We start from the raw sequence: 25854 nt of genomic DNA on the forward strand, positions 1-25854 counted from the left end.
ACTGTGATGGCACGCCTGACCAAGGCACAACGCGAATGGCGCCCCGGACAGATCAAGAAGCCGGGATCGGTCAAGGTCATGTTCGCTTCGACGGTCCTTCTGCTCGAGGCTTTTGTGGTGTTCTTCGGGACTCTCGCGTATTTCGGACTTGAGCATCTTCACTCGGGAACCGGAACCAAGGTCTCCGTCATGATTGGCGGCCTGGTCCTGGCGGCAGCGTTCGTCTACAACTGCGCGGTGCTCCGGAAGCCTTGGGGCTACGCGATGGGGTGGATTCTCCAACTCCTCCTGGTGGGGACCGGCTTCCTGCTTCCGGCCATGTTCGTGATCGGTCTCTGCTTCATGGCGGCCTGGTGGTACTCGATGGTCACCGGCACCAGGATCGACCGCGAGAAGAAGGAGCGCTGGGAGGCCGAACAGGAGTGGGACCGCACGCACGGCCAGGGCTGAGGATGGAGTGGGCAGGCGGTGCCGCCGGAACCCCGGATCCGCGGCTGATCGAGACAGACCTCGAGTCGAGAGCGGTTTTCGGCTCGTGGTCCGGCAAGAGGGCCGACAGCACCCGCGACGTCGGCGCCGCCCTCGAGCTCCTCGAGGCACTTGGCGGATCCCAGCGAACTCCGACCGTGCTCGTCACGGGCTCCAAGGGGAAGGGCCAGGCCGCCGCGGTCGCCGCCGCATACTTGAGCGCAGCGGGATTCAGGACCGGCCTGGTGTCATCGCCCGGAACGGTATCCAACCTCGACCGGTTCGCCCTGGACGGCACGGTGATCGGAGCCGCGGAGTACAATCGCTGGTTGCACCGCGTCGAGCCTGCCGTCTCCGAGGTGGACGTTTCCCCGGGGAACTATCTTGCCCCAACGGGGATCTTCACGATCATGGGACACGCGATGCTCGAAGCCGCTGGCGCAGAGGTGATCGTGCACGAGGCAGGCATGGGTGGCGCCCACGACGAAATCTCTGTCCTGGACCGAATCGCCGTCGGGTTCACGAGTGTCTTTCCGGAGCACCTGGACGTCTTCGGGCCCACTCTGGCCCATGTCGCACGCGAGAAATTCGGCCTCATCCGGGACGGCGACCGCGTGTTCAGCGTTCCCCAGTCGCCCGTTCCATCCGAGATTCTTCGTCGGACGTGTGATCGTATGGACGCTTCGGTCCACCAGGTGCCACCCGGGGACTTCCTGTCCCAGAACCACGACCTGGGAAAGAGTTTGGCCGACGACGTCGCGCGACGACTGGATCGCGAGCCCTGGACCGGGGGCATCGAGCTGTGCCGGCCGGGACGTGCGGAGTTCTGCCGGACGGCGGAAGGCACCGAATTCTTTCTGGATGCGTGCATCGATCCTGTGGGAATGGCCGCTGCACTGAGCGGGGCCGAGTCCCGGTGGGGCGTCGTCGACACGGTGTACTGGTCGATTCCGGCGACCAAGGACATTTCGGGCATCGCGGATTTTCTCGACGGCCGGGGAATCGATCATCGGTTCGTGCCTCTGGATTCCCACCACCTCGACTATGAACTGCCCACCGACCTTCTGCAGAGGTTGCGCTTCGCTCCGCGGGAGACGCTGCTCGACGACATGAGGGATCGGTCCATGGTTGCGGGAACCGTTTCCTTCGGCTCCTCGGTGCTGAATGAGATCGGGGTCATGCCGACGCGCCTGTACGACCCGGATAGGATCGGTAGCGGAGAGATACCCCATATTTAGGAGTGCACAGATGTCCGAACGTTCGCTGGTCCTGGTCAAGCCCGATGGGACGGAGCGCAACCTGATCGGTGCCATCCTGGCCCGCATCGAGACCAAAGGCTACAAGATCACCGATCTTCGACTGGTGACACCGTCCCGCGAGGTCCTCGAACAGCATTACAAGGAACATCAGGGCAAGCCGTTCTACGAGCCCCTGCTCGAATTCATGATGTCCGGGCCCGTGGTCGCGGCCGTGGTCGAGGGCGATCGTGTCATCGAATCCGTGCGCACGCTGATGGGTCCCTCCGACCCGACCGCCGCGGCCCCGGGGACCATCCGCGGTGACTTCGCCCGTGACTGGGGAGAAAAGGTCCAGAAGAATCTGGTCCACGGTTCGGACTCCACGGAATCCGCGGAGCGCGAGATCGGCATCTGGTTCGGCTAGACCGACTCCGGGCGCACAGCCCCCTACGGGGTTGGTGCACACAGAAGAAAGCCCCATCCGTCATTGACGGATGGGGCTTTCTTGGTCCGAGCTGGTTCATGCCACGGCGTCGTGCTCGCGCATCAGGAGAGCATCGAGAGGATGTTGGAGAAGAACCGGATGAAGATGATGCCGAACAGGACCAACAGGATCATGACGACCAGGAACCACGACCAGGCCGGCAGCGTCTCGGCCACGCGCGGCGACACCGGAATCACCCCGGTTCGGATGTTGCGCATCGTCACGTTGACCGCGAGGGCCGTCTGCACGATCCAGACCACCATGCAGTACAGGCACAGTGCATCGATCTGGAAGGTGGTCTGGTACCAGAGCCAGAAAGTGAACAAGGACCCCAGCACGACGCCGACCTCGATGCTCATCCAGTACCACCTGGCGAACCTGGCACCCGCGAAGATCGCCGCGCCAATAGTCAGAACGATCGCGTAGGCGACGATGCCGATGAACGGGTTCGGGAATCCGAAGAGCTCGGCCTGAGGCGTACGCATCACGGTGCCGCAATTCAGCAACGCGTTGATGTCACAGCTCGACTTGTGGCCGGCGTCGAGAAAAACCTGGAGCCTCTCGAAGACGAGGGCAGCGGAAGCGATGAAGCCGATGCCGCCCGTGACGATCAACAGCCACGCAAAGCTTCGTTCCTGCGGCTGATTGGTCGACGGAAGCGTGGTCCTGTCGCTGTGCCTCGGCGCGGGGTCGACGCTGGATGTGCTCACAAGTCAGTCCTCGGGGTCGGGTCGGCACAGAACGGGCTGTGCGCGTACTGCATTCATCCTAACGACGCCGGCTCAGAGGTCTGGGCCCGAATTTTCGAATTCGTCTCAAAACTTGCTGTCAATTCGATGAGCAGCAAGCCAGCGCCTAGCTGTGCGATACTGAGAACGGTGAGAGCCGCGCCGCACGCGACTCTTCATCCAATGTGACGCCGACAGGTGCCGTGCACCGCTTCGGGCAACGGAGCGAAGACCACCTTTCACAAGACTTCAGCGGGATGCGAAGCTCGGCGAATCCATTGGCCCGGGTGGTGCCCTTCGCCGGCATATTTCGCCGCCGGCTCGACGAGCCCCCTCGGGTAGGGAACGGACTTCCGGCCGTCGCGCACGTCGCGGCAGGACCGATTGAGAACGGCCGAATCCCGGGTGCGGCCCGGTAACGGCTCCATAGGAGTACTGACTGAATATGAATACGCAGAACGAAGGCACCGCCCCTCAGGGTGGGGCCGAAGAGAACGAACCCACAACACCCCCGACAACACCTCCAGAACCCCAGGGCGAAGAATCGAACACGCCGGAAACAGAAGCGGCCAAGGCTCCGGCGGAGGACGAATCGCCGGCGACCTCGGACTCGGACGAGTCTTCCACGAACCCCGTGACGGCGCCGCTCTCGGCGCCCTCTCTCTTGTTCCACGCTCCCGATTTTGACGAGATCAAGGCGGCCGCCAGCAAAAAGAACTCCGAGGATTCCGAAGACGAGGAACCGTCAGACGACGACGCTGTCGAGGACGGCGAAGTTGTTTCCCGGAGGCGGCGTCGTCGTCGCCGGGGTGGGGAAGACATTGAGCTGACCGGGGGGAGCGATGAGGATCCGCCCAATACGGTCACCAAGGTTCGAACCCCGCGGGTGACCGAGAGCGCCTCATCGAACAAGGTCGCCTCCGTCAAGGGGTCCACCCGTCTCGAGGCCAAGCGTCAGCGTCGCCGCGATTCCCGAGCGTCCGGACGCCGCCGCCACGTCATCACAGAGGCCGAGTTCCTCGCACGCCGCGAATCCGTGGACCGACAGATGATCGTCCGTCAGAAGGATGACAGGATCCAGATCGGCGTTCTCGAGGACGGCGTGCTTGCGGAGCATTTCGTGTCGAAGACGCAACAGGATTCCCTCATTGGCAACGTCTACCTGGGCAAGGTGCAGAATGTCCTGCCGTCCATGGAAGCCGCCTTCGTGGACATCGGCCGCGGTCGCAATGCCGTGCTCTATGCGGGTGAGGTGAACTGGGACGCTTCCGGTCTCGACGGCCAGCCTCGAAAGATCGAGAATGCGCTGAAGTCCGGCGATTCGGTCCTGGTCCAGGTGACCAAGGACCCCATCGGTCACAAAGGTGCACGACTGACCTCTCAGGTCTCCTTGCCGGGCCGGTTCCTCGTCTACGTTCCGGGCGGTTCGATGACGGGCATCTCCCGCAAACTTCCGGACACCGAGCGGGCCCGCCTGAAAAAGATCCTCAAGGACAAGCTGCCGGACGGGGCCGGCGTCATCGTGCGCACCGCCGCCGAGGGGGCGGCCGAGGAAGAACTCGCCCATGACATCAACCGGCTCCGCGCCCAGTGGGAGGACATCGAGTCGAAGTCCAAGGGCAAGAAGACCCTCGCCCCCGAGATGTTGTACCAGGAGCCCGACCTGACCATTAAGACCGTTCGGGACGTCTTCAACGAGGACTTCTCCGCAATGGTCGTCCAGGGAGACCAAGCCTGGGACAACATCGAGGCCTACGTCACCTACGTGGCGCCCGACCTGATCGACCGACTCAAGAAATGGGACGGCGACGAGGACCTGTTCGATCACTACCGGATCGAGGAAGGACTCGCCAAGGCTCTGGACCGAAAGGTATTCCTTCCGTCCGGGGGCTCGCTCGTGATCGACCGGACCGAAGCCATGACCGTCATCGACGTCAACACGGGCAAATTCACCGGTTCTGGCGGAAACCTGGAAGAAACCGTCACGAAGAACAATCTGGAGGCGGCCGAGGAAATCGTCCGCCAACTCAGATTGCGGGACATCGGCGGGATCATCGTTATCGACTTCATCGACATGGTCCTGGAATCCAACCGAGACCTGGTCCTGCGCCGGCTGATCGAATGCCTGGGCCGTGACCGGACCAAGCATCAGGTCGCCGAGGTGACTTCGCTCGGCCTGGTCCAGATGACCAGGAAGCGAATGGGCACCGGTTTGCTCGAGGTCTTCTCGGAGACCTGTGAGCACTGCGCGGGTCGTGGACTCATCGTCCATGACCAGCCGCTCAAGGGCCGTTCCGGGGGAGCCCCGGGTCCGGACAACCACGGCCGCGGTGACCGGAAGCGCAACAAGGACCGGAACAAGCAACGTCGTCAGGACGAACAGACCAAACAGGACGAAGCCAAAGCCGAGGCGACACGCCACGCACTCGCCAACATAGCCGCGGCGTCCTCGCACCAAGAGGATTCCGAGTCGCAGGCCAAGGAGGACGAAGCCCGCCGCACTCCGGAGTCCGGCGAGTCGAAGTCGGCCAAGAAGCGCAAGCGTCGCAAACGCAACAAGGGTCGTGGCGGAGCCGAGTCGGAATCCAACCAGAGGCCGGCCGGAGATGACACAGGGGCGGAGCCGACCAAGGGCGACCACGCCGCTGGCGTGGCCCAGGGGGAGCCCGACGCCGTCGTGACGATCCAGGGCGAGGTCGTGACCCTGCCGCACGGATCGCAGAAGCAGGAAAACCCCAACGGTGGGTCGGAGAAGCAGTCCGAGGAATCCCAGGGGGAGCAGGGGCCGTTCAGCCTCGACTCGCTCGCCGCGGCCTTCGAGCGGAAGCCCGGGGGAGAGCGGCCGGAAGATCGGGAAACGGCAGACACCGACAGGACGACGCCGGAAGATACCTCCGGGGACGAGGCCTCGGACGAGCGACCAGTTCGACAGGCACGCCGCTCACGCCGGGAGCCCCTCCGCAATCGATCGGGACGCGAAGGTGCCGAAGCTGCCAGGCGGGCCGCGTTGGAAGCGCTGCAGGACATGAAGCCGGGTCGAGGCGGCCGAAAGAAGCCCGCCCAAACAGGCCAGGCGTCCAGCAAGACCCAGGACGGCACATCCGAAGCCGCAACCTCGCAGAGGCCCGCCGCGGATTCATCGTCCGGAGAGTCGACCCCCTCTCGGAAGCCTCGCCGTCAGGCCTCGCGTCGGGCGACCACCGGACCGAGTGCGGAACCGCACACCGAGAAGCCGGTGACCGGCGTCGCAAACCCGGGACAGGGGGCATCCGGTGAGACCACCGAGCCCTCGAAGAGCGAGGCGCCGAAGGAGCCCGCACAGTCCGCACCCAAGAAACGCCGCAGCAGGCGTGCGGCCTCCAGTACGGGTGTGGGCGGGTCGATCCATACTGAGGAAACCGGTTCGGCCCAGGGCGGTTCTGTCTCCACGGCCTCGTACTCCGCTCCGGCATCGGATGCCTCGCCGGCGGAGGACGTCCCCATGCTGGGAGTCGGGGTCAAGGCGTCGGACATCAAACGGCCCGAGTGAGTGTGTGACGCGTGTCGCGCTGACACAGCGGCGACACGCGTCACCTCCGCTTGCCCGTCATCGTGCGGTATCGTAGGCTTGATAGCCGGTGCTCATTGCCACCTCATGACGGACGTCAGGGTCCGGGCCGTTCGACACGGGCTGAGTCGGGAGATGAGCATGAGAGCGCAACTACCGCGGGTCATCCCGTTGGAAGCGACACGGACGGCCCTCCCCCTCAATGAGGAGTCGCCTGAGCAGGCGCCCTCCCCAGAAACTTTGTACATATAACGTCGAGAGAAGTGAGTTCCCAAGTGGTGTACGCGATTGTCCGCGCTGGCGGCCGCCAAGAAAAGGTTTCCGTCGGAGACCTCGTGACCCTTGACCGCGTCGCCGGCGAGGCCGGCAGCACCATTGAGCTGCCCGTGCTGATGCTGGTCGACGGCGACAAGGTCACCGCCGACGCCAAGAATCTGGCGTCCGCAAAGGTCACTGCGGAGAAGGTCGAAGACCTCCGTGGTCCGAAGATCGTTATCCAGAAGTACAAGAACAAGACCGGTTACAAGAAGCGCCAGGGCTTCCGCGCTGATCTGACTCGCGTCAAGATCACCGGCATCGACGCCAAGTAACCGACAGCACGGTTTCCGTCAGAACATTTTTACCGAAGGCAGGCAGGTATGGCACACAAAAAAGGTGCAAGCTCAACCCGTAACGGTCGCGATTCGAATCCCCAGTTCCTGGGTGTGAAGCGTTTCGGCGGCCAGGCCGTCAACGCCGGCGAGATCATCGTTCGCCAGCGCGGCACCCACTTCCACCCGGGCGACAACGTCGGCCGCGGCGGTGACGACACGCTGTTCGCTCTGGCCGCCGGCCAGGTCGAATTCGGCCGTCGTCGTGGGCGCAAAGTCGTCAACATCCTGGCAGCGGCCGAGTAGTCGGACCGCAGAGCCAACGCTGGTCCGTGTGACCGTCGAAAGAAAGAGGGCATGTGCTCATGTGCAGCACAGGCCCTCTTTTTTCTTTTAAAGTCGATAGAATCGCCCAAAGGGCACGTGAAGTATTTCGAGGAGTCTGAGTGGCGAATTTCGTGGACCGAGTCGTCGTGCATGCCAGCGGCGGCTCAGGTGGCAATGGTTGTGTGTCCGTGCGCCGGGAGAAGTTCAAGCCCTTGGGAGGGCCTGACGGAGGCAATGGGGGCCACGGCGGCAACGTGGTCCTGCGCGTCGACGGCCAGTCCACGACCCTGCTGGAATACCATCACTCCCCGCACCGTACGGCCCCCAAAGGCGATATCGGCCGAGGAGCCCTTAACCACGGCCGCCACGGGGAAGACCTCATCCTCTCGGTCCCGCAGGGGACCGTCGTCAAAACCAAGGACGGTGACATCCTCGCGGATCTCGTGCGGGAGGGAGACGAGTTCATCGCCGCGCGGGGCGGAATCGGCGGGATGGGCAATGCCGCCTTGGCCTCGGTCAAGCGCAAGGCGCCCGGATTCGCGCTGCTCGGTATCGAGGGGGAAACCCGCGACATCGTCCTGGAGCTCAAGTCCATCGCCGACGTCGCCCTCGTCGGCTACCCCTCGGCCGGCAAGTCCTCGTTGATCGCAGCGATCAGCGCGGCCCGCCCGAAAATCGCGGACTACCCGTTCACGACCCTCGTACCCAACCTGGGCGTGGTGGAAGCCGGGAGCACCCGTTTCACCGTGGCCGACGTCCCGGGGCTGATCGAAGGCGCATCGGACGGCAAAGGGCTCGGACACCGTTTCCTGCGCCACGTCGAACGGTGTGCCGCAATCGTGCACGTGATCGACTGCGCGACCCTCGAACCCCGCCGTGACCCCGTCAGCGACTTCGAGACGATCAACGGCGAGCTCTCGCGGTACGAGGTCGACCCGTCGGCCGGGACGTCGACGCCGTTGGTCGAACGTCCTCACATCGCCGTGCTGAACAAGATCGATGTGCCCGAGGCCCGCGAACTCGCGGATTTCGTCCGCGAGGACTTGGAAGAGCGTGGCATGCGGGTCATCGAAGTCTCCACGGCCTCGCACGAGGGTCTCAAGGAACTGACATTCGCCATGGCCGAACTGGTCGAGGAGTCCAGGGCCAAGCAGGAAGAGGTCGCCGTCGAGGAACCCCAACCAGCGGTCGTCCGGCCTCGCGGACATCGCAGGAAGAAGGAAACCGAGTTCATCATCCGTCATGAAGAGCGGAATCTCGAGCCGTTGTTCCGCGTCCTGGGGGAGAAACCGGAGCGGTGGATTAAGCAAACCGATTTCTCGAATGATGAAGCCGTCGGGTACTTGGCGGATCGTCTGGCTAAGCTCGGTGTGGAAGACGAACTGTTCAAGCAGGGCGCCAAGCCCGGCGATGCCGTGGTCATTGGGAACGAGGCGGATGCCGTGATCTTCGACTGGGAGCCGACCATGCTCTCCGGTGCGGAGAATCTCACGAGTCCGCGCGGTACCGATGTCCGCCTCGAAGAACTGATCCGACCCACACGAGCAGAGAAGCGCGAAGACTACCAGCAGCGCAAGGATGCACGGGCGGCTGCCCGTGACGAGCTGGAAGCCGAGCGACTCGCGGGCAAGTGGACCGAATCGGTTGAAGAGAGGCGCGAGCGCAAAGCCCGGGAAGCGGCCGCAGAGACGAGCGAATCCCAAGGAGACGAATCAGACCATGAGTAAGGCCAGAGGGAAACTCAAACGGACCGAGGTGCAGCGTTCGGCCGAGAACCGGGGAAAGAACCGGATCAGCCCCATCGAGAGCCGAGCCGACATCCCGAAAGCGCGGCGCGTCGTCGTCAAAGTCGGGTCCTCCTCTCTGACCTCCATCGCCAATTCGCTCGATGAGCTTGCGGTCGCGACCATCACCGATGTGCTCGCCAAAGCCCACGAGCGAAACGTCGAGGTGGTGTTCGTGTCCTCGGGCGCCATCGCGGCGGGGCTTGCCCCATTGGGCCTGAGCCGACGCCCCAAGGACCTTGCGACGCAGCAGGCCGCCGCCTCCGTCGGGCAGTCCCTGATCATGACCCGATACACCGAGCTCTTCAGCCGGTACAACGTCACCATCTCCCAGGTCCTGGTGACGGCAGAGGACCTGATGCATCGCAGTCGCTATCACAACGCACACCGACAACTGGAGCGACTGCTGGACCTCAACGTCCTGCCGATCGTCAACGAGAACGACGCCGTCGCGACCCACGAACTCAAATTCGGTGACAACGACCGCATCGCCGCTCTGGTCGCCCACACGATCAAGGCCGATGCGCTTCTGCTGCTGTCCGACGTCGACGCGTTGTACACCAAGCACCCGGCCGAGGGTGGGGAACGGATTCCGGAGGTCACGGACCCCGAGAAGGATCTCGACGGCGTCGAGGTTGGGACCATCGGACGGGCCGGGGTCGGCTCCGGCGGCATGGTCACAAAGGTCGAGGCCGCCAAGATCGCGTCCTCCTCGGGAATTCCCGCCCTGGTCACGTCGACCGCGAACGCATCGGCCGCTCTGGAGGGCCAGGACGTGGGCACGTGGTTCAAGCCCACGGGCGGTCGGCGTTCCGTGCGGTTGGTCTGGTTGGCCCAACTGGCGAAGACCAAGGGCGCCCTGACACTGGACGCCGGCGCGGTCAAGGCCATTCGACGGCGGACGTCTCTTCTGGCCGCGGGCGTCACCAAGGTCGAAGGCATCTTCCGCCCCGGCGAACCGGTTGCGCTGAAGGAGCCGAGCGGCAAGACCATCGCGCACGGTATAGCCGCCTATTCCAGCGAGGAATGCGCCAAGACGGCGGGTCAGCATACCGACGACGTCGTGGACGACCTCGGCGAGGGCTTCGACGGGGTCCTGGTCCACGTGGACAATCTGGCCTTGTTGCGGCGTAAGTACTAGGGCGGCGCGGGAGCGTCTCCCGGGTCAACGGCCCGCTGCCGAACGGACAGATGTCCGTAGTGGTCCGCGCGGCTGAAACTGCGCGGCGCTCCCGCTACAGTGGGATTCATGAGCCAAAACGCACAGGCAAACCAGTCCGCCTTCTCCGTTCCGGAGGACATCCAGTCCGCCGTGACTGCCATGGCCGACGACGCCCGCACGGCGTCGCGCGCTCTCGCAACGGCCGATCGGAGTCGCAAGGATCGAGCCCTCCGGCGAATCGCCGAGGCCATTGATGCGCAACGCGAAGTCATTCTGCGCTCGAACGCCTCGGACGTCTCGCGCGGCAAGGACAAGGGATTGGCCGAGAACCTGGTGGACCGGCTGACCCTGACCGATGAACGCATCGACGGACTCATTGATGCCCTGCACAACTTGGCGTCCCAGGTGGACCCGATCGGCGAGATCCTGGACGGCCAGACGCTCCCGAACGGCCTCCGAGTCTCCCGCGTCAGGGTCCCGCTCGGCGTCGTCGGGGCGATCTACGAGGCACGCCCCAACGTCACGGTCGACATTGCCGGCCTTGCCCTGAAGTCCGGAAACGCCGCCATGTTGCGTGGGGGATCGGCCGCACTGGAGACCAACAAGACTTTGGTGGGCATCATCCGTGACGCCCTGGACAACGCCGGATTCCCCATGGATTGCGTGCAGACGGTCGATGAATTCGGCCGCGACGGGGCCAATGCGCTCATGCTCGCGCGGGGCAAGGTGGACGTACTGATTCCGCGCGGCGGCGGAAACCTGATCCAGTCGGTGGTGAACAACGCCAGGGTGCCCGTCATCGAAACCGGTGAGGGCAACGTCCACATTTACCTGGACAGCACCGCGACCGAGGAACAAGCCGTACCGCTGGTCGTCAATTCCAAGGTCCATCGCCCCTCGGCCTGCAATTCCGCCGAAACCCTGTTGATCCAGCGGGATGCTCCCGCGGCCGGCTCGGTGCTCCAGGGCCTGCTCGACGCCGGCGTTCGCCTCCACGTGGACGACGACGCAGCCGAATTGGCCGGCGGTCTTTCCGACCAGGTGGTTGCAGCGCAGTCAGACGATTGGGACTCCGAGAGCCTGGCCCTCGACATGTCGGTCCGAGTGGTGGACTCGATGGACGAGGCGCTGGACCACATCAGGACGTACTCGACCGGTCACACCGAACTGATCATCACCAACGACCTGGCAAAGGCCGACGCCTTCGTCTCGGAGGTGGATTCCGCAACCGTGATGGTCAATGCTTCGACGCGTTTCACCGACGGCGGCGAGCTCGGCCTGGGGGCCGAGGTTGGGATCTCCACGCAGAAGCTTCACGCCCGTGGGCCGATGGGCCTCGCACAGTTGACGTCCTCACAATGGGTCGTGCGAGGACAAGGCCACACGAGGGGCTAAACTGGTGGACGACTTCATCGCACCGGATACAATCGGCGGCGGCCACGCGCCAACCGTCGGAAGGGACCAAGGAATATGCTCAGCTCAGCCATTCTGGCCGCCGCTCCCGTAGCGGAAGAAAGCGCCGGTTACGATCTCGGCATCCCGCACTGGCTGGTGGCCGTGATCTTTTTCGTCGCTTTCCTGCTGATGATGATGGTGGTCGTCTCCTTCTCCGGCCGAGGCATTCGGCGCGACGGGCTCACCAACCCCTCGGAACTCTCTCCTGAGGAGCAGGACGCCATGACCCAGTACACCGAAAAGCATCACCGCTAGCCGGCGGTCCGAAGAGGGCGGGGCCCACGCGGGTGTTTCTCCGCGTGCGGCCCCGGTGCCGTATCCCATGAATCCCCAGCTCAAAGCCACAACCAAAGACGGGCTGACCGTTCCACCACGGCGTCCGGGCCGCACGCGCCTCGGAGTCATGGGCGGCACCTTCGACCCCATTCACCATGGCCACCTGGTGGCCGCGAGCGAGGTCGCATCCGTGTTCGACCTTGACGAAGTGGTCTTCGTCCCCACCGGCCAACCGTGGCAGAAGGCGGACAAACGGGTATCCGCGGCGGAGCACAGGTACCTCATGACCGTCGTCGCCACGGCGTCGAATCCGCGATTCACCGTCTCCCGGGTGGACATCGATCGGCCGGGGCCGACGTACACGATCGATACGCTGAGGGATCTCCGTCAGCTCAGGCCGAAGGCGGACTTGTTCTTCATCACCGGCGCCGACGCCATGGCGCAGGTCCTGTCCTGGAAGGACGCATCCGAGATGTGGGACCTGGCCTACTTTGTGGGGGTCACACGTCCCGGCCACGAGCTGGCCGCACCGTACCAGGGTGACGGAGTGGGCCTGCTCGAGGTCCCGGCCATGGCAATCTCGTCAACGGACGTGCGGCGTCGTTCGGCGGCCGGAAAACCGGTGTGGTACTTGGTTCCGGACGGGGTCGTGCAGTACATCAACAAGTACGACCTGTATGATCCGCACGAGGACGACGACGCGGACGACGGACGGAGGAATCCCGACCGTCTGCCCAAGGAACACGAAAACGGGCCGACCCCGGTAGACTCGGGAACAGCACGGTAGAGTGCGCGACGAGCGCATACGTCAAGGAGTTTCAGCTGAGTAGCAATATCCCCACCACGACCGATCTGTACGCGGATCCGGACAAGGTGTACGTTGCGGAGGACGGAACACGGGTTCCGCCGCCGCCGGAGCCCTATGGGCCGAGGCGTCTGGCCCGGTACCGTCGCGACCAGTTGTCCGAACTCCGGGGAGAGCCGCCGCTCCACGCCCAAGGCACGCCCGTGGTACCCGTCCAGGAGCCGGCACCGGACGTCCTGGAGATCCAGAAACGATTCCAGGCGCTGTCGGACACCCTGGAAGAACAGGGCGAGTTCATCGAGCTCGGCGAACGGGCGGAATTCGACGCTTTCATCGCCAACGACGCGTCGGCGGTGAAGTTCCAGGAAGAGGATGTCCTGAACGCCGTTCAGCGGCACATTCTGGGCGAGTCCGGAACCGTTGCGGACACCCCGGCCTTGTCCATCAATCCGGCGCATCTGTCCGGGTTCAGCAGCACGGACGTCAAACGGGACTACGACGAACACGTCCTGGGTCCGGTGACCATGGGTGTTCCCGTGGTGCTCGGGCCGGCCAGCACGGAGGCCTCGGACAACGTGCTTTCCGGTGAGTTGCCGGTCCAGGAGGCTCCGTCGACGTCGTCGCCCACCCAGTCGACGTCCCATGCAACGGCAGGCGAGGCCGCAGCCGTTGCTCCGGAGCCTTCCCCGACCACCGAGGCGACCCGGCCAGGGCCGGCCCCGACGAATCAGAATTCAGGGCCGGACCCCGAAACGGCGAACGCGAAGCCGGTGCGTGCAGTCGATGCGCACGGTTTGGACCTCTCCGGGATGGACCGGAAGGCGCCGAAGTCCGGCGGCCGGATCGCCCTGATCACACTTCTTCTTCTCCTTCTCGTGGCGGCCATTGTCCTGGGAATCATCTTCCTGCTCTGAGCCAGCCACACTATCCGTTCCGAAAGGACACCATGACCGCAACACAAGAATCGGTCGAAGCCATCAGGCTCGCGGCCCGGGCCGCGGAATCCAAGCAGGGGACTCAGCTGAATGCCTACGACGTCTCCGAGACCATGGGGCTCATCGACGGCTTCCTGGTCGTCTCGGCGTCGAATGAGCGCCTGGTCGACGCGATTGTCGACGAAATCGAGACGCAGCTGAGGGAACAGCTGGAACTGAAACCGTTGCGCCGCGAAGGCAAGTCGGGCGGCCGGTGGGTCCTCCTCGATTTTGCCGACATCGTGGTGCATGTGCAGCACCAGGAAGAACGAGAGTTCTACGCCCTGGACCGGCTCTGGGCGGAGGCCCCACGCATCCCGCTCGACGTCGAGGGTGAAGTCGACGAAGTGGACGAGCTTCCGGACGCCAGTGAACTGGCGCCCGAACCGAGGTCCTAGCAACGACGGGCCGCGGGGTGGGGCAGATCACCTTTTCTCGGTTTGCACCCCGCCCCGGCGTGCTCGTATAGTAAAGGAGTTGCCTCGAGGGGCAACGGAAAAAGCATTGATCTCAATGCTGGTATGGGGCTGTGGCGCAGCTGGTAGCGCATCTGCATGGCATGCAGAGGGTCAGGGGTTCGAGTCCCCTCAGCTCCACTCATGACAAGGTCCGGATCCTTGGCCATTTCGATGATGGCCGGGGGTCCGGATTTTTTTGTCGGTTCGGCATCGATCGGGCACCGTGGCCTAGAATTCGAACCATCGTGAGTAAGGAGAGTTTCGATGACCGTCGTCAAGATCAATAGGCTGTCCGTTCCCTCAGGTGCCAACGAGGAACTGGAACGCCGATTCGCCGCGCGCAAGCATTCGGTCGATTCCGCCCCGGGGTTCGAAGGATTCGAGTTGTTGCGACCTGCCGGGGAACAGACCGAATATTTCGTACTGACGCGGTGGGCCGACGAAGAAAGCTTCCGTGCTTGGGCCGCACAGCGGCAGCCGCGCGACCCTCAGTCGACGGTGTCCACGTCCGAGGGAATGCTCGAATTCGAGGTTGTCGACCTGGGATGACAGTCGCACGCCGCCGTCGGATTCGGCGTCCGGCGGCGGGGTCTGCTAAGCTATAACAGTTCTTTGGGGCTGTGGCGCAGCTGGTAGCGCATCTGCATGGCATGCAGAGGGTCAGGGGTTCGAGTCCCCTCAGCTCCACTGCATACGAAAAATTGCCTCGCCACACGGCGGGGCAATTTTTTGTGTTCGCCATCCTTCCGGCCCATCAGGCCGCAGACACGACACGCTTCAACCACTGCCTCCGGGCGACAACGGCGTCCTTCGACAGTGTTGCTTCAGGGGCCACCGAGTCGAAACCGTGGAATCCACCGGGCCACACGTGCAGTTCGCACGGCCCGCCGGCCTGCCATATGCGCGACGCGAATCGCACGTTCTCGTCACGGAAAGTCTCTGCCGAACCGACCTCGATGAAAGTCGGTGGTAACCCGGAAAGATCGACCGCTCGGGCGGGAGCCGCATAGGGGGAAACATCATCGCGGCCTCGCGAGCTCCCCAGCAATGCGGTCCATCCCGTCAGATTGTCGGCCCGATCCCAGACTCCTTGCCCCTCCATCTGCACCGCAGAGAGCGAGTCATTGCGATCGTCAAGCATCGGACACAAGAGCAACTGTCCGATGACCTCGGGGCCTCCGCGATCTCTCGCGAGGAGAGTCGTGGCCGCGGCCAGTCCACCTCCGGCACTCTTTCCCCCAACGATCAGACGATGCGGGTCGATGCCGAGTTCGGAACCATGGGCGTACACCCACGTCAATCCTGAGAAACAATCCTCCACGGGGCCAGGGTGCGGGGTTTCGGGCGCAAGGCGGTATTCCACGGACACTACTGCGGCGCCCACGGTGGACGCGAGGCGCACCATATCGGCCAGGCCCTTGCGTGCGTCCCCGGAGATCATGCCACCACCGTGCATGTAATAGAGCGCCGGCCGGGGCTCTTCCGCGCGTACAGGCCGGCAGACCACCAGCGATACGCCAGGGGCGCCGACGGGGCCCGGGATGACGAGATCGACGACGTCGTAGGTTCCGCCCAGGGTCAGGTCTTCGATATCCGAGTCGCGTACCGCCGCCCTGACTTCCGCGATGTTCTCCAGTGTCCTGTAGGTGGGGATATGAGGCCTCGCGATGTCGAGGGCTCGGGCCAGTTCCGGGTCGAACGGCGGGGGAGGACCCACTGCTTCTCCTGTCGAGCGTGATTCGCGCACTGTGCATCCTTTCCCGGCGCCCGACTGCGGGCCGACCGTTCATGGCTACATTACCGTCCGGAACCCAACCTTCTCCTCCGCTACTTCGGGCGCGACGCCCGGTCCTGGAGTCGAAGGCGCGGGAGATGAGAATGAGGCCAACACATAGAGTCGAGACACAAAACTAGAAACTACGGCGCCCCGAACATATGATGTACGCAGGCGGGTGGGCCCCGGGGTGCACCTTGATGACGATCCAGCTTCCGTTCCTGGGACCGGCCCACCCGCCGTCCACCGCACCGACAAGAGGCAAAGGACCACCATGCCCGTATTCCACTCTTCCCGGTCGCGCGAGGATGCTGCTGTCGACCGCATTCGCGCGCCACGTAAAAAACTCGCCCGCATCATGTCCCTGTTGGCGATTCCACTGCTTGGAACGTCATGCGCGTACGCAGGCAACGGCGCCTCGGACGCCAAGGAGAAACCGACGGTGCTGACCACGTTCACCGTTCTGGCCGATATGGCGCAGAGTGTCGCCGGCGACCACGTCACGGTCGAATCGATCACCAAACCGGGCGCGGAGATCCACGAATACGAACCGACTCCCGAGGACATCAAGAAAGCTGCAACGGCGGATCTGATCCTCGAGAACGGGATGAATCTCGAAGCCTGGTTCGAGAAATTTACCCAGGATTCGAAGGCGCCCAAGGTGACGGTATCCGACGGAGTGCAACCCATCGACATCGCGGAAGGTGAGGGCCGCGGTGCACCGAACCCGCACGCGTGGATGAGTCCGGTGGCTGGACAGACTTACGTCGACAACATCGAAAAGGCGCTGGCCGAACTGGCCCCCGAGCACAAGGACGACTTCCGAAAGAACGCGGAGGACTACAAGAAGAGACTGCAGGGAATTCACGGTCAGCTCACGGATCGTTTGCACCAGGTCCCCGAGGAGCAGCGCACCTTGGTGACGTGTGAAGGCGCCTTCTCCTATCTCGCCCAGGACGCAGGCCTCAAGGAAAAGTACCTGTGGGGTGTCAATTCCGATGCCGAGCCTTCGGCGCAACGCGTGTCAGCGATTTCCGATGATGTGAAGGCAAGCCGGACTCCCGCAGTGTTCTGCGAGTCCACGGTGTCCGACAAGACGATGCAACAAGTGGTCCGTTCCTCCGGCGCCGATTACGGAGGAACCTTGTACGTGGATTCCCTCTCGGAGTCCGGCGGTCCCGTGCCCACCTATGTGGATCTGTTGAAGTACGACACCGAAACCATTGCCAAAGCCTTGACCGGTGATGCAGCGCAATGAGAGTTCGGGCTCAGCAGGATTCACTGACACGGAACAACCGACAAGACAGCCACGAAGCGGCGCTGCTGATCGAGGGCCTCAGCGTGGACTACGGAAACCTTCGCGCTCTGAGCGACGTGAACCTGAGGCTCGATGCCGGCACGGTATGCGCGGTTCTCGGGATGAACGGCTCGGGCAAGTCCACCCTGTTCAAAGCCATCTCGGGGATGATCAGGCCTTCCGCCGGAACCGTGAGGATTGGGGGACAGAGCACGAGGCAGGCCCAGCGAGCCGGAATCCTCGGGTACATGCCGCAGGCGGAGTCGGTGGACTGGGACTTTCCGGTGTCCGTGCGCGACGTCGTCCTCATGGGGCGATACGGAGCGATGGGCCCCAGCCGAAGGCCGCGCCGGGAGGACAAGGACCTCACGGAACGTGCGATTCGGATCGTGGGCCTGACCGATCTGGCGGACCGGCAGATCGGAGAATTGTCCGGTGGCCAGAAGAAACGCGCGTTCTTGGCGCGGGCGCTTGCCCAGCAGGCAAAGGTGCTGCTGCTCGACGAACCCTTCGCGGGCGTGGATACGGTCTCGGCCACCACGATGATTCGCGTCCTGCGTGACCTCGCCTCGGAGGGTGTCGCGGTGCTCATCACCGTGCACGACATCGAAAACATCGACCGCCTCGCCGACAGCGCCGTCCTGCTGCGCGGTCGGGTGGTCTACCAGGGGACTCCCAAGAGCGTTGTGGAACCGGAGAACCTTGCCCTGGCGTTCGGAGGCGGACAATGAACCTGCTGGAACTGATCACGCAACCCTTCGAATACGGCTTCATGGTGCGGGCGATCGTGGCGACCCTTTTGGCGGCCGTCCTCTGTGCCGTCCTGTCCTGCTGGCTCGTGCTGACGGGCTGGTCGCTGTTGGGAGATGCTGTCTCGCATGCGGTGCTCCCGGGCGTCGTGCTGGCTTACGCGCTGGGCTGGCCCTTCGCGGTCGGGGCATCGATCTTCGGTGTGCTCGCCGTCGCCATGATCGGTGGAGTCAGGGCAACCAGTCGGGTCAAGGAGGACGCCGCCATCGGGATCGTGTTCACGACCTTGTTTGCCCTGGGACTCGTCCTGGTCTCGGTCACCCCGTCCCAGGTCGATCTGAACCACATCATCTTCGGAAATCTTCTGGGCGTTTCCCCTGAGGACCTGGTCCAAGTGGTCGGCCTGGTAGCTGTGTGTCTGGCGGTGCTGTTGTTCAAACGCAAGGACCTGACGCTGTTCGCCTTCGACCCGGGCCATGCGCGGACCATCGGCCTGAGCCCAAGACTTCTTGGCTCGATCCTCTTGGGCGTTCTCGCGCTGACCTGCGTCGTCGCCCTCCAGGCCGTCGGAGTGGTGCTGGTGGTCGCGATGCTCGTGATCCCCGGGGCCACCGCGCGGCTGTTGAGCCAGAGCATGTCCCGCATGCTGTGGATCGCGCCGTCGGTGTCTGTGATCGGGTCGCTGGTCGGTCTCTACCTGAGCTACTACCTGGACATTTCCTCGGGCGGCTCCGTGGTGCTGTGCCAGGGCTCGATCTTCGCGCTGGTGTATCTCGTCGCCCCGCGCGAGGGCCTGGTATGGCGAATGATTGCACGTCGAGATCCCAGGCAGCAGCCGCTCGAAGCGGACGCCCCGGAGAAGACCGCTGTCTAGGCCGATTCCGCGACGAAGACGGAGTCGGTGGCCTCGCGCCCGAGGGTGAGGCGGGCCCCGTCGTCGACCGAGATGTCCACCGTGCCCGAGTAGGGCGCACCCTCCGACGTGCTGATCTGTGTCCCGACCGCCAAGCCCTGGGCGGAAAAATACTGGAGCAGGCGAGGGTCGGCGTCGGAGATCCGGACGACGCGGACCGTGGCCCCCGGGCGGACGTCCGTCAGACGCGTGGCGTCGGGGGAGTCCACGATCCCGTCGGCCGATGGAATGGGATCTCCGTGCGGATCGCGGTCGGGATGTCCCAGGAGCTCCGCTATGCGCTCGACCATGAAGTCCGAGACGGAATGCTCCAGGACCTCGGCTTCGTCGTGCACCTGGTCCCACGTGTACCCCAGGGTCTCCACGAGGAAAGTCTCCAAGAGTCGGTGCCGCCGGACCATGGCCACGGCGTGGGCGCGGCCTTCGTCCGTCAGGGCCACGGCGCCATAGGGCGCATGCTTGAGCAGGCCCTGTGTGGTCAGCTTGCGCACGGCATCTGACACGGAAGACAGCCTGAGCCCCGTGGCCGCGGAGATGGCCGACGCGGTGACCGGCTCCTCCGACCACTCATTGAGCGACCAGATGGTCTTGAGATAGTTCTGCGTGCTTTCGGTCAATGAGGAGACGGACATGAGCACCATCGTACGGAATCGGCGATCTCGCCTCGACCCCGCGGGTACGAGAGTACTCCGTCACACCATCCCCTGGATCAGTTCCACAGGCCCATCACGAACATCCACCCGGAGCCGACCACGGTCCAAATGAGGATGTTGACCACCGAAGCAATGAACCCGACCTTGAACCACTCGGCCGTAGTCACATAGCCGGAGCCGTAGATGACCCCCGCAGGACCGGAGGCGTAGTGCGAGATTCCACCAATGAGATTTCCGATGAAGCCGAAGGCCAGCGCGGCGAACAGGGCTGGCGTGCCGGCTCCAATGGCTGCCCCGAGGAAGACGGAGTACATGGCAACGATCTGCGCCGTATTCGAGGCGAAGAAGTAGTGGACGTAGAAGTAGACCAGGGCCAGGATCCCGAAGGCAATCGGCCAGGGCATCCCGCCGACCAACGAGCTCACCGTGTTGCCGATCCAGTCGATGACGCCCAGCGTATTGAGGTGAGTGGCCATTCCGACCAGGACCGAGAAGAAGATGAGCGTGGACCAGGCACCGGAATTCTTGGCCATATCCTTCCACGTGAGCACCTTGGTGACCAGAAGGATGGCGACGCCGAGGAAGGCGGCCGCCGTCGCATTGATCCCCAGTGTGCCGCCGAGGACCCACAGGAGGAGAAGAACCACGAAGGTCGCGAGCATGATCCACTCGGCACGACTCATCGGACCGACCTCGCGCAGTTGCTGACGTGCCTGGGCGGGTGCCTCCGGCGTGCTCCGGAGAGAAGGCGGGTACACCTTGGACATGACCCAGGGCATGGTGGCCAGAGCCACGAGCCCGGGGACGATCGCGGCGAGCGCCCACGTTCCCCACGTAATGGTGACCTGTTGGTGGGAGGCAAAACTGACGGCCAGGGGGTTGCCGGCCATGGCGGTTACGAACATCGCTGACGTCACCGTGTTGACCTGGACCGAGGTCAGGGACAGGTAGGAGCCGAGGCGTCGTCGGGATTCGTCGCTCGTGGGCTCCGAATCGTTGACCGTCGCCAAGGACGTGACGATCGGGTAGACGACGCCGCCGGCCCGCGCGGTGTTCGAGGGGGTGGCCGGCGCGAGCACCAGGTCGGTGAGTGCCATCCCGTAGGAGAGTCCCAAGGACGAACGCCCCAGGACAGAGACGAAGAGCAGTGCGATGCGACGACCCAACCCCGTGATCAGGAAGCCATCGGCAATGAAGAACGCGGCCACGATGAGCCAGATGGTCGCATTTCCGAATCCCTGAAGGGCCTCTTTCTCCGGCGTCATGGTTCCGGTCATCATGGCCGCTGCCAACCCGACCAGCGCCATGGACGCCGTCGGCAGGGGTTGGAGGATCAGGCCCAGAATGGTTCCGACGAAGATGCCGGCCATGTGCATGCCGCGCGGATCGACCCCGTCCGGGACGGGGAGGAAATAGATCACAAGGGTCACGATCACGATCGCGGCGATTTTGATGGGCATGGTCCGGCGCGGACGCGCTGGGCGTGCCTGTGGTTCTTTCGTGCGGGCGGGTGCGCTGCTCACGGTGTTCCTCTGGCGTGTAGAAGATCTGTTGTGGCTGGTCAGGCGGCTGTTGGCCGTATCGTGACGACTCCCGATCCTAGAAGGTCGACCTGGGTTTGCAGCCTCGAATCCGCCGATCGGGACGGTTCCGTTCGCCACATTTGCCGGCTCGTCACGCGCCGTCCGGTGCACCCCGGTGTGACACACTGGACCCATGGCAGATTCCCGGCCTCCGGCCCGACGGTTCCTCCCGAAGAAGCGCCGAACGCCCTCCGTGGGTCGTGAAGCCGTCAATATCGCCTACCGCGTGGCCGACCGCATCCACGAGAGCCGCGAGAAGTCCGCGGTCAGGGCGGGCAACGAACCCGTCATCGTGCCGTTCGTCGGATACGGCAAGACCAGCTGGGTTCGGGTTCTGGGGAGAGCCGTCTACAAGACCATGATGTTCTCCGACATCATCGATTCCTTTGCGGGCGATCAGCGAGCGACGAGCCCGGCCCGGGGGTGGCGGTCCTTCACCTCCGTTCCGATTGCCAACGCCGAGATCGACGTCGTGATCGGCGACCAGCACTTTCAGGTTTCCGCGGACCACGGGGGAGTGATCGACGTCGAGCTCGCCATCGAGCTTGCCCCTGGGGTCCACACGGTCAGGATGAGCACAGCCGGATCCGACGTCGTCTCCTCGACGGTCTACGTGGTTCCCGATGACGAGAAGATCGGGATCATTTGCGACGTCGACGACACGATCATGGTGACTGCCCTTCCGCGCCCGCTCCTGGCTGCGTGGAACTCCTTCGTGCTGAGCGAGCACGCCAGGATGCCGACACCGGGAATGCCGGTCTTCCTCGAACGGTTGCACAGGGCCCACCCGCATGCACCGATCATGTACCTGTCCACCGGCGCCTGGAACGTGGCCCCCACGTTGCGCCGGTTCCTGTCCAGGAACGCCTACCCGGAAGGCACCTTGCTGCTCACGGACTGGGGGCCGACCAGGACGCGATGGTTCCGGTCGGGCGCGGCCCACAAGGTCGATTCGCTCAAGCGACTGGCCAGGGAGTTTCCGGACATGAAATGGATTCTGGTGGGCGACGACGGACAGCGGGACCCCGACATCTACAACGGCTTCGCCCTGCGCTACCCGGAGAACGTGGCCGCCATCGTGATCCGGAACCTCACCGTCGGGGAGTCCGTTCTGGCCTCTGGACGGGTCTGGGGCGACGACCGGGCGCGGGAGATCGCGGCGGGGTCCCTCTGGATGGAGGCCAATGACGGTGGCACGCTCTCGGACAAACTGAGGCACTCTGGGCTGCTCTAGTCGACGGGGTGCGACACGACCGATTCGGACTCCGGAAGAAATTTTTGGACGGATCGTCTGTGGACAATCTGTGGTCGGAGCGCCATGAGGAAAGCATCGTCCGCGTCATTCCGCGCCACGACTACAACGGTGTCATTTGCACAGGGTGGGGATAACTTCTCGGCGAAAAAACCTAATATGTTGTGGGGGCTTTTTCGGTGCGACACTAGATGTAGTATTGAGCGGAACCCTTCAACCGGACCCGCACCGTCATCCCACCCCCGGGAAACGGAGCTCGGAGCAGAGGTTGCCGCCACACTGCAAAAGGAGAATGCATGTCCATCACCGTTTACACCAAGCCCGCCTGCGTCCAGTGCAACGCGACCTACCGTGCCCTGGACAAGCGCGGCATCTCCTACGACGTCGTCGACGTGACCGAGGATGCCCAGGCCCTCGAGCACATCAAGGGCCTCGGATACATGCAGGCCCCGGTGGTGGAGACCGAGGATGACCACTGGTCGGGTTTCCGCCCGGACAAGATCGGGACCCTGGAAGCGGCTCTCGCTTCCTGATCCTCTCGTCCGGTGCCATCCGCGAGAGCGGATGGACCGGGCCGCGGCCGCGGGACACGAGGAACAACATCGACCCCGCGAGTGTTGAACACCTATAGGGTGGCGGTGCATCAGACCCCCACCCGCGGCCGGTCACGCATACCTCGACATCGCCAGATTATTTGGGGGGCGACCACTGTGGAAACCGTCCTTGAAGACCACCGCGACATACCGGCGTCGGCAAACGAGCCCGTGCTCGTCTACTTCTCCTCCGTCTCCGGGAACACGCACAAGTTCGTGGACAAGTTGGACGCCGAATCGATTCGGCTTCCGCTTCGCACCGGCGAGGACACGATCCTGATGGATCGGCCCTTCGTGCTGTGCATTCCGACCTACGGACGTCCTCGCTCCGGCGGGGCCGTGCCGCCTCAAGTCATGAAGTTCCTTCGGGAACCGAAGAACCGGGCTCTGATGCTCGGGGTCATCGGAGCCGGGAACACCAACTTCGGGGAACTGTTCTGCATCGCCGCGGACAAGATCGCGGCAAAGTGCGAGGTTCCCGTTCTGTACAAATTCGAGCTCATGGGCACCAGCGACGATGTTGCCCGCGTCAACGAAGGACTGAAAGCGTTTTGGACACAAAACTTCCAACTCTCGAAGTGAACGCCGAGCGCGGTCACGACGACCCGTCGATCCCCGAGAAGTACAAGGGGCTCGGCTACCACGAACTCAACGCGATGCTGAATCTCTACGACGCGAACGGGATGATCCAGTTCGACGCCGATCGGCAGGCCGCGCGCCAGTACTTCCTGCAGCACGTCAACAACAACACCGTGTTCTTCCACGACCTCGAGGAGAAGCTCAAGTACCTGGTGGAGCACCAGTACTACGAGCCGGAGGTCCTGGAGCAGTACTCGATGGATTTCATCCGGTCGCTCTCCAAGCTCGCATACTCCAAGAAGTTCCGCTTCCCGACCTTCCTGGGCGCCTTCAAGTTCTACACCTCGTACACGCTCAAGACGTTCGACGGGCAACGGTACCTCGAGCGCTTCGAGGACAGGGTGGTCATGGTGGCCCTCGCCCTGGCCAGGGGCGACGAGCGGGTGGCCACGAGCCTCGTGGAGGAGATCATCTCGGGTCGTTTCCAGCCGGCGACGCCGACCTTCCTCAACGCGGGCAAGAAGCAGCGCGGTGAACTCGTGTCCTGCTTCCTGCTGCGCATCGAGGACAACATGGAGTCGATCGGTCGTTCGATCAACTCTGCGCTGCAGCTCTCCAAGCGCGGGGGAGGCGTCGCCTTCGCCCTGACGAACCTGCGCGAATCGGGGGCCCCGATCAAGAAGATCGAGAACCAGTCCTCGGGCGTGATCCCCGTGATGAAGCTGCTGGAGGATTCCTTCTCCTACGCGAACCAGCTGGGTGCCCGCCAGGGTGCCGGGGCCGTGTACCTGCACGCCCACCACCCGGACATCTACCGCTTCCTGGACACCAAGCGCGAGAACGCGGACGAGAAAATTCGCATCAAGACCCTCTCGCTCGGCGTCGTCATCCCGGACATCACGTTCGAACTGGCCAAGCGCAATGAGGAGATGTACCTGTTCTCCCCGTACGACGTCGAGCGCGTCTACGGCATGCCGTTCTCGGACATCAGCGTCACCGAGAAGTACTACGAGATGGTCGACGATCCCAGGATCGAGAAGAAGAAGATCAACGCTCGCGAGTTCTTCCAGACTCTCGCCGAGATCCAGTTCGAGTCCGGGTACCCCTACGTCATGTTCGAGGACACGGTGAACCGGGCCAACCCGATCGACGGCAAGGTCATCATGTCCAACCTGTGCTCCGAGATCCTTCAGGTCTCCCAGCCGTCCGAGTACAACCCGGGACTGGACTACGAGAGCATCGGCAAGGACATCTCGTGCAACCTGGGCTCGCTCAACGTTGCCCAGACGATGGACTCCCCGGACTTCGGTCACACCATTGAGACGGCGATCCGTGGGCTCACCGCCGTGTCGGACATGTCAGACATCGAGTCGGTTCCCTCCATCGCGCGCGGCAACTCGATGTCGCACGCGATCGGGCTGGGCCAGATGAACTTGCACGGGTACCTGGCGCGGGAGCGAATCTTCTACGGCTCCGAAGAAGGCATCGACTTCACGAACATGTACTTCTACACGGTGCTCTACCACGCGTTGCGGGCCTCCAACAGGTTGGCGATCGAGCGCGGGGAAACCTTCGCGGGCTTCGAGAACTCGGAGTACGCCTCGGGCGAGTTCTTCGACAAGTACACGAAGCAGACGTGGGAGCCGGCCACGGAGCGGGTTCGGGAACTGTTCGCCGACGTTCACCTTCCGACGCAGTCGGATTGGGAGGATCTCCGGGCGAGCGTGATGGAACACGGTATCTACAACCAGAACCTCCAGGCCGTCCCGCCGACGGGCTCGATCTCGTACATCAACGGTTCGACCTCGTCGATCCACCCGATCGCTTCCAAAATCGAGATCCGCAAGGAAGGCAAGCTGGGTCGCGTCTACTACCCGGCCCCTTACTTGGACAATGACAACCTGGAGTACTTCCAGGACGCGTACGAGATCGGCTACGAGAAGATCATCGACACCTACGCCGCGGCCACGCAGCACGTGGACCAGGGCCTGTCCCTGACGTTGTTCTTCCCGGACACCGCGACGACGCGCGACATCAACAAGGCCCAGATCTATGCGTGGCGCAAGGGGATCAAGACGATCTACTACGTGCGCCTGCGGCAGCTCGCCCTCGAGGGAACCGAGGTCGAGGGCTGCGTGTCCTGCATGCTGTAAGGCCGAGGAGC

25 protein-coding genes and 2 tRNA genes are annotated in these 25854 nt (G+C 63.8%); 23 read left to right on the forward strand and 4 right to left on the reverse strand.

Translation table 11 applies throughout. The features are described from left to right. Positions 1-6 precede the first annotated feature (6 nt). The 3 genes from ACTSLZ_RS07775 to ndk are packed head-to-tail and all read left to right on the forward strand — an operon-like array spanning position 7 to position 2130. Positions 7-450 (forward strand): DUF4233 domain-containing protein, encoded by a 444-nt coding sequence (locus ACTSLZ_RS07775; RefSeq protein ID WP_443094645.1) that lies wholly within the window; start codon positions 7-9, stop codon positions 448-450. A gap of 2 nt (positions 451-452) precedes the next feature. Then, positions 453-1706, forward strand: coding sequence for a hypothetical protein (locus ACTSLZ_RS07780; RefSeq protein ID WP_443094646.1), 1254 nt, complete (start codon positions 453-455; stop codon positions 1704-1706). 10 nt (positions 1707-1716) lie between these two features. Beyond that, positions 1717-2130, forward strand: coding sequence for a nucleoside-diphosphate kinase (gene ndk, locus ACTSLZ_RS07785; protein WP_443094647.1), 414 nt, complete (start codon positions 1717-1719; stop codon positions 2128-2130). 122 nt (positions 2131-2252) lie between these two features. Here the strand turns inward: ndk and ACTSLZ_RS07790 are convergent, their stop codons facing one another. Beyond that, positions 2253-2900, reverse strand: coding sequence for a vitamin K epoxide reductase family protein (locus ACTSLZ_RS07790; protein WP_321201242.1), 648 nt, complete (start codon positions 2898-2900; stop codon positions 2253-2255). 463 nt (positions 2901-3363) lie between these two features. Between ACTSLZ_RS07790 and ACTSLZ_RS07795 the strand changes: the two genes are divergently transcribed. From ACTSLZ_RS07795 to ACTSLZ_RS07855, 13 genes are all read left to right on the forward strand, one after another. Beyond that, on the forward strand, positions 3364-6447 hold the full coding sequence (locus tag ACTSLZ_RS07795) for an Rne/Rng family ribonuclease (RefSeq protein ID WP_443094648.1): 3084 nt from the start codon (positions 3364-3366) through the stop codon (positions 6445-6447). 293 nt (positions 6448-6740) lie between these two features. After that, on the forward strand, positions 6741-7055 hold the full coding sequence (rplU, locus tag ACTSLZ_RS07800) for a 50S ribosomal protein L21 (protein ID WP_129314510.1): 315 nt from the start codon (positions 6741-6743) through the stop codon (positions 7053-7055). 48 nt (positions 7056-7103) lie between these two features. Beyond that, positions 7104-7361, forward strand: coding sequence for a 50S ribosomal protein L27 (rpmA, locus tag ACTSLZ_RS07805; protein ID WP_129314310.1), 258 nt, complete (start codon positions 7104-7106; stop codon positions 7359-7361). A 140-nt stretch (positions 7362-7501) separates the two neighbouring features. Further along, positions 7502-9109: a GTPase ObgE gene (gene obgE, locus ACTSLZ_RS07810; RefSeq protein ID WP_443094649.1), complete on the forward strand. Its 1608-nt coding sequence runs from the start codon at positions 7502-7504 to the stop codon at positions 9107-9109. Beyond that, positions 9102-10307 carry a glutamate 5-kinase gene (gene proB, locus ACTSLZ_RS07815; protein ID WP_129314312.1) on the forward strand — a complete coding sequence of 402 codons (1206 nt, stop codon included), beginning with the start codon at positions 9102-9104 and terminating at the stop codon, positions 10305-10307. The genes obgE and proB overlap by 8 nt, the downstream gene beginning before the upstream one ends. 108 nt (positions 10308-10415) lie before the next feature. Continuing rightward, a complete protein-coding gene (locus tag ACTSLZ_RS07820) occupies positions 10416-11723 on the forward strand; it encodes a glutamate-5-semialdehyde dehydrogenase (RefSeq protein ID WP_443094650.1) in 1308 nt (435 codons plus the stop codon). Between the two features lie 75 nt (positions 11724-11798). Then, positions 11799-12038 carry a hypothetical protein gene (locus ACTSLZ_RS07825; protein WP_129314314.1) on the forward strand — a complete coding sequence of 80 codons (240 nt, stop codon included), beginning with the start codon at positions 11799-11801 and terminating at the stop codon, positions 12036-12038. Positions 12039-12186: 148 nt separating this feature from the next. Next, entirely contained in the window at positions 12187-12846 is a 660-nt protein-coding gene (gene nadD, locus ACTSLZ_RS07830) for a nicotinate-nucleotide adenylyltransferase (protein WP_238692296.1), read from the forward strand. Positions 12847-12932: 86 nt separating this feature from the next. Further along, positions 12933-13778 (forward strand): hypothetical protein, encoded by an 846-nt coding sequence (locus tag ACTSLZ_RS07835; protein ID WP_443094651.1) that lies wholly within the window; start codon positions 12933-12935, stop codon positions 13776-13778. Positions 13779-13810: 32 nt separating this feature from the next. Then, positions 13811-14236 carry a ribosome silencing factor gene (gene rsfS / locus ACTSLZ_RS07840; RefSeq protein WP_178979788.1) on the forward strand — a complete coding sequence of 142 codons (426 nt, stop codon included), beginning with the start codon at positions 13811-13813 and terminating at the stop codon, positions 14234-14236. A gap of 125 nt (positions 14237-14361) precedes the next feature. Further along, positions 14362-14434, forward strand: a tRNA-Ala gene (locus tag ACTSLZ_RS07845). A gap of 126 nt (positions 14435-14560) precedes the next feature. Further along, positions 14561-14845, forward strand: a complete 285-nt coding sequence (locus ACTSLZ_RS07850; protein WP_129314317.1) for an antibiotic biosynthesis monooxygenase family protein — start codon at positions 14561-14563, stop codon at positions 14843-14845. Between the two features lie 65 nt (positions 14846-14910). Then, positions 14911-14983 (forward strand) — tRNA-Ala (locus tag ACTSLZ_RS07855). 67 nt (positions 14984-15050) lie between these two features. Here the strand turns inward: ACTSLZ_RS07855 and ACTSLZ_RS07860 are convergent. Further along, the gene (locus ACTSLZ_RS07860; RefSeq protein WP_443094652.1) at positions 15051-16043 is read right to left on the reverse strand and encodes an alpha/beta hydrolase; all 993 of its coding nucleotides are present in this window, start codon (positions 16041-16043) and stop codon (positions 15051-15053) included. 301 nt (positions 16044-16344) lie between these two features. Here ACTSLZ_RS07860 and ACTSLZ_RS07865 point away from each other — a divergent pair, with 301 nt between their 5' ends. Genes ACTSLZ_RS07865 through ACTSLZ_RS07875 form a run of 3 tightly spaced genes read left to right on the forward strand, consistent with a single transcriptional unit; the run spans position 16345 to position 18991 of the window. After that, positions 16345-17328, forward strand: coding sequence for a metal ABC transporter substrate-binding protein (locus ACTSLZ_RS07865; protein ID WP_443094653.1), 984 nt, complete (start codon positions 16345-16347; stop codon positions 17326-17328). Continuing rightward, positions 17325-18098, forward strand: a complete 774-nt coding sequence (locus ACTSLZ_RS07870; protein ID WP_443094654.1) for a metal ABC transporter ATP-binding protein — start codon at positions 17325-17327, stop codon at positions 18096-18098. The genes ACTSLZ_RS07865 and ACTSLZ_RS07870 overlap by 4 nt, the downstream gene beginning before the upstream one ends. Beyond that, entirely contained in the window at positions 18095-18991 is an 897-nt protein-coding gene (locus ACTSLZ_RS07875) for a metal ABC transporter permease (RefSeq protein WP_443094655.1), read from the forward strand. Before ACTSLZ_RS07870 ends, ACTSLZ_RS07875 begins: the two co-directional genes overlap by 4 nt. Here ACTSLZ_RS07875 and ACTSLZ_RS07880 read toward each other — a convergent pair. Together ACTSLZ_RS07880 and ACTSLZ_RS07885 are read right to left on the reverse strand one after the other, a co-directional pair. Further along, on the reverse strand, positions 18988-19662 hold the full coding sequence (locus tag ACTSLZ_RS07880; RefSeq protein WP_178979793.1) for a metal-dependent transcriptional regulator: 675 nt from the start codon (positions 19660-19662) through the stop codon (positions 18988-18990). The genes ACTSLZ_RS07875 and ACTSLZ_RS07880 overlap by 4 nt on opposite strands. A 77-nt stretch (positions 19663-19739) precedes the next feature. Next, positions 19740-21143: a DASS family sodium-coupled anion symporter gene (locus tag ACTSLZ_RS07885; protein WP_129314512.1), complete on the reverse strand. Its 1404-nt coding sequence runs from the start codon at positions 21141-21143 to the stop codon at positions 19740-19742. A 256-nt stretch (positions 21144-21399) separates the two neighbouring features. Here ACTSLZ_RS07885 and ACTSLZ_RS07890 point away from each other — a divergent pair, with 256 nt between their 5' ends. The 4 genes from ACTSLZ_RS07890 to nrdE all read left to right on the forward strand — a co-directional run bounded on the left by ACTSLZ_RS07890 (position 21400) and on the right by nrdE (position 25843). After that, positions 21400-22500 (forward strand): App1 family protein, encoded by a 1101-nt coding sequence (locus tag ACTSLZ_RS07890; protein WP_129314322.1) that lies wholly within the window; start codon positions 21400-21402, stop codon positions 22498-22500. Positions 22501-22814: 314 nt separating this feature from the next. Beyond that, a complete protein-coding gene (nrdH, locus tag ACTSLZ_RS07895) occupies positions 22815-23051 on the forward strand; it encodes a glutaredoxin-like protein NrdH (RefSeq protein WP_129314323.1) in 237 nt (78 codons plus the stop codon). Positions 23052-23228: 177 nt separating this feature from the next. After that, positions 23229-23693, forward strand: coding sequence for a class Ib ribonucleoside-diphosphate reductase assembly flavoprotein NrdI (nrdI, locus tag ACTSLZ_RS07900; RefSeq protein WP_238692269.1), 465 nt, complete (start codon positions 23229-23231; stop codon positions 23691-23693). After that, positions 23663-25843 (forward strand): class 1b ribonucleoside-diphosphate reductase subunit alpha, encoded by a 2181-nt coding sequence (nrdE, locus tag ACTSLZ_RS07905; RefSeq protein WP_156265289.1) that lies wholly within the window; start codon positions 23663-23665, stop codon positions 25841-25843. Before nrdI ends, nrdE begins: the two co-directional genes overlap by 31 nt. The last annotated feature ends 11 nt before the right edge of the window (positions 25844-25854 follow it).

Source organism: Rothia koreensis, from assembly GCF_052232265.1.
GTDB lineage: Bacteria > Actinomycetota > Actinomycetes > Actinomycetales > Micrococcaceae > Rothia > Rothia koreensis.

Coding starts and splice junctions, on each gene's coding strand:
- rsfS (WP_178979788.1), top strand. CDS start 13,811: ATGACCGCAACACAAGAATCGGTCGAAGCCATCAGGCTCGCGGCCCGG.
- rpmA (WP_129314310.1), top strand. CDS start 7,104: ATGGCACACAAAAAAGGTGCAAGCTCAACCCGTAACGGTCGCGATTCG.
- ACTSLZ_RS07880 (WP_178979793.1), bottom strand. CDS start 19,662: ATGTCCGTCTCCTCATTGACCGAAAGCACGCAGAACTATCTCAAGACC.
- ndk (WP_443094647.1), top strand. CDS start 1,717: ATGTCCGAACGTTCGCTGGTCCTGGTCAAGCCCGATGGGACGGAGCGC.
- nadD (WP_238692296.1), top strand. CDS start 12,187: ATGGGCGGCACCTTCGACCCCATTCACCATGGCCACCTGGTGGCCGCG.
- ACTSLZ_RS07780 (WP_443094646.1), top strand. CDS start 453: ATGGAGTGGGCAGGCGGTGCCGCCGGAACCCCGGATCCGCGGCTGATC.
- ACTSLZ_RS07825 (WP_129314314.1), top strand. CDS start 11,799: ATGCTCAGCTCAGCCATTCTGGCCGCCGCTCCCGTAGCGGAAGAAAGC.
- ACTSLZ_RS07775 (WP_443094645.1), top strand. CDS start 7: ATGGCACGCCTGACCAAGGCACAACGCGAATGGCGCCCCGGACAGATC.
- ACTSLZ_RS07865 (WP_443094653.1), top strand. CDS start 16,345: ATGCCCGTATTCCACTCTTCCCGGTCGCGCGAGGATGCTGCTGTCGAC.
- ACTSLZ_RS07795 (WP_443094648.1), top strand. CDS start 3,364: ATGAATACGCAGAACGAAGGCACCGCCCCTCAGGGTGGGGCCGAAGAG.
- ACTSLZ_RS07875 (WP_443094655.1), top strand. CDS start 18,095: ATGAACCTGCTGGAACTGATCACGCAACCCTTCGAATACGGCTTCATG.
- ACTSLZ_RS07870 (WP_443094654.1), top strand. CDS start 17,325: ATGAGAGTTCGGGCTCAGCAGGATTCACTGACACGGAACAACCGACAA.
- nrdH (WP_129314323.1), top strand. CDS start 22,815: ATGTCCATCACCGTTTACACCAAGCCCGCCTGCGTCCAGTGCAACGCG.
- proB (WP_129314312.1), top strand. CDS start 9,102: ATGAGTAAGGCCAGAGGGAAACTCAAACGGACCGAGGTGCAGCGTTCG.
- ACTSLZ_RS07820 (WP_443094650.1), top strand. CDS start 10,416: ATGAGCCAAAACGCACAGGCAAACCAGTCCGCCTTCTCCGTTCCGGAG.
- ACTSLZ_RS07890 (WP_129314322.1), top strand. CDS start 21,400: ATGGCAGATTCCCGGCCTCCGGCCCGACGGTTCCTCCCGAAGAAGCGC.
- ACTSLZ_RS07850 (WP_129314317.1), top strand. CDS start 14,561: ATGACCGTCGTCAAGATCAATAGGCTGTCCGTTCCCTCAGGTGCCAAC.
- ACTSLZ_RS07885 (WP_129314512.1), bottom strand. CDS start 21,143: ATGCCCATCAAAATCGCCGCGATCGTGATCGTGACCCTTGTGATCTAT.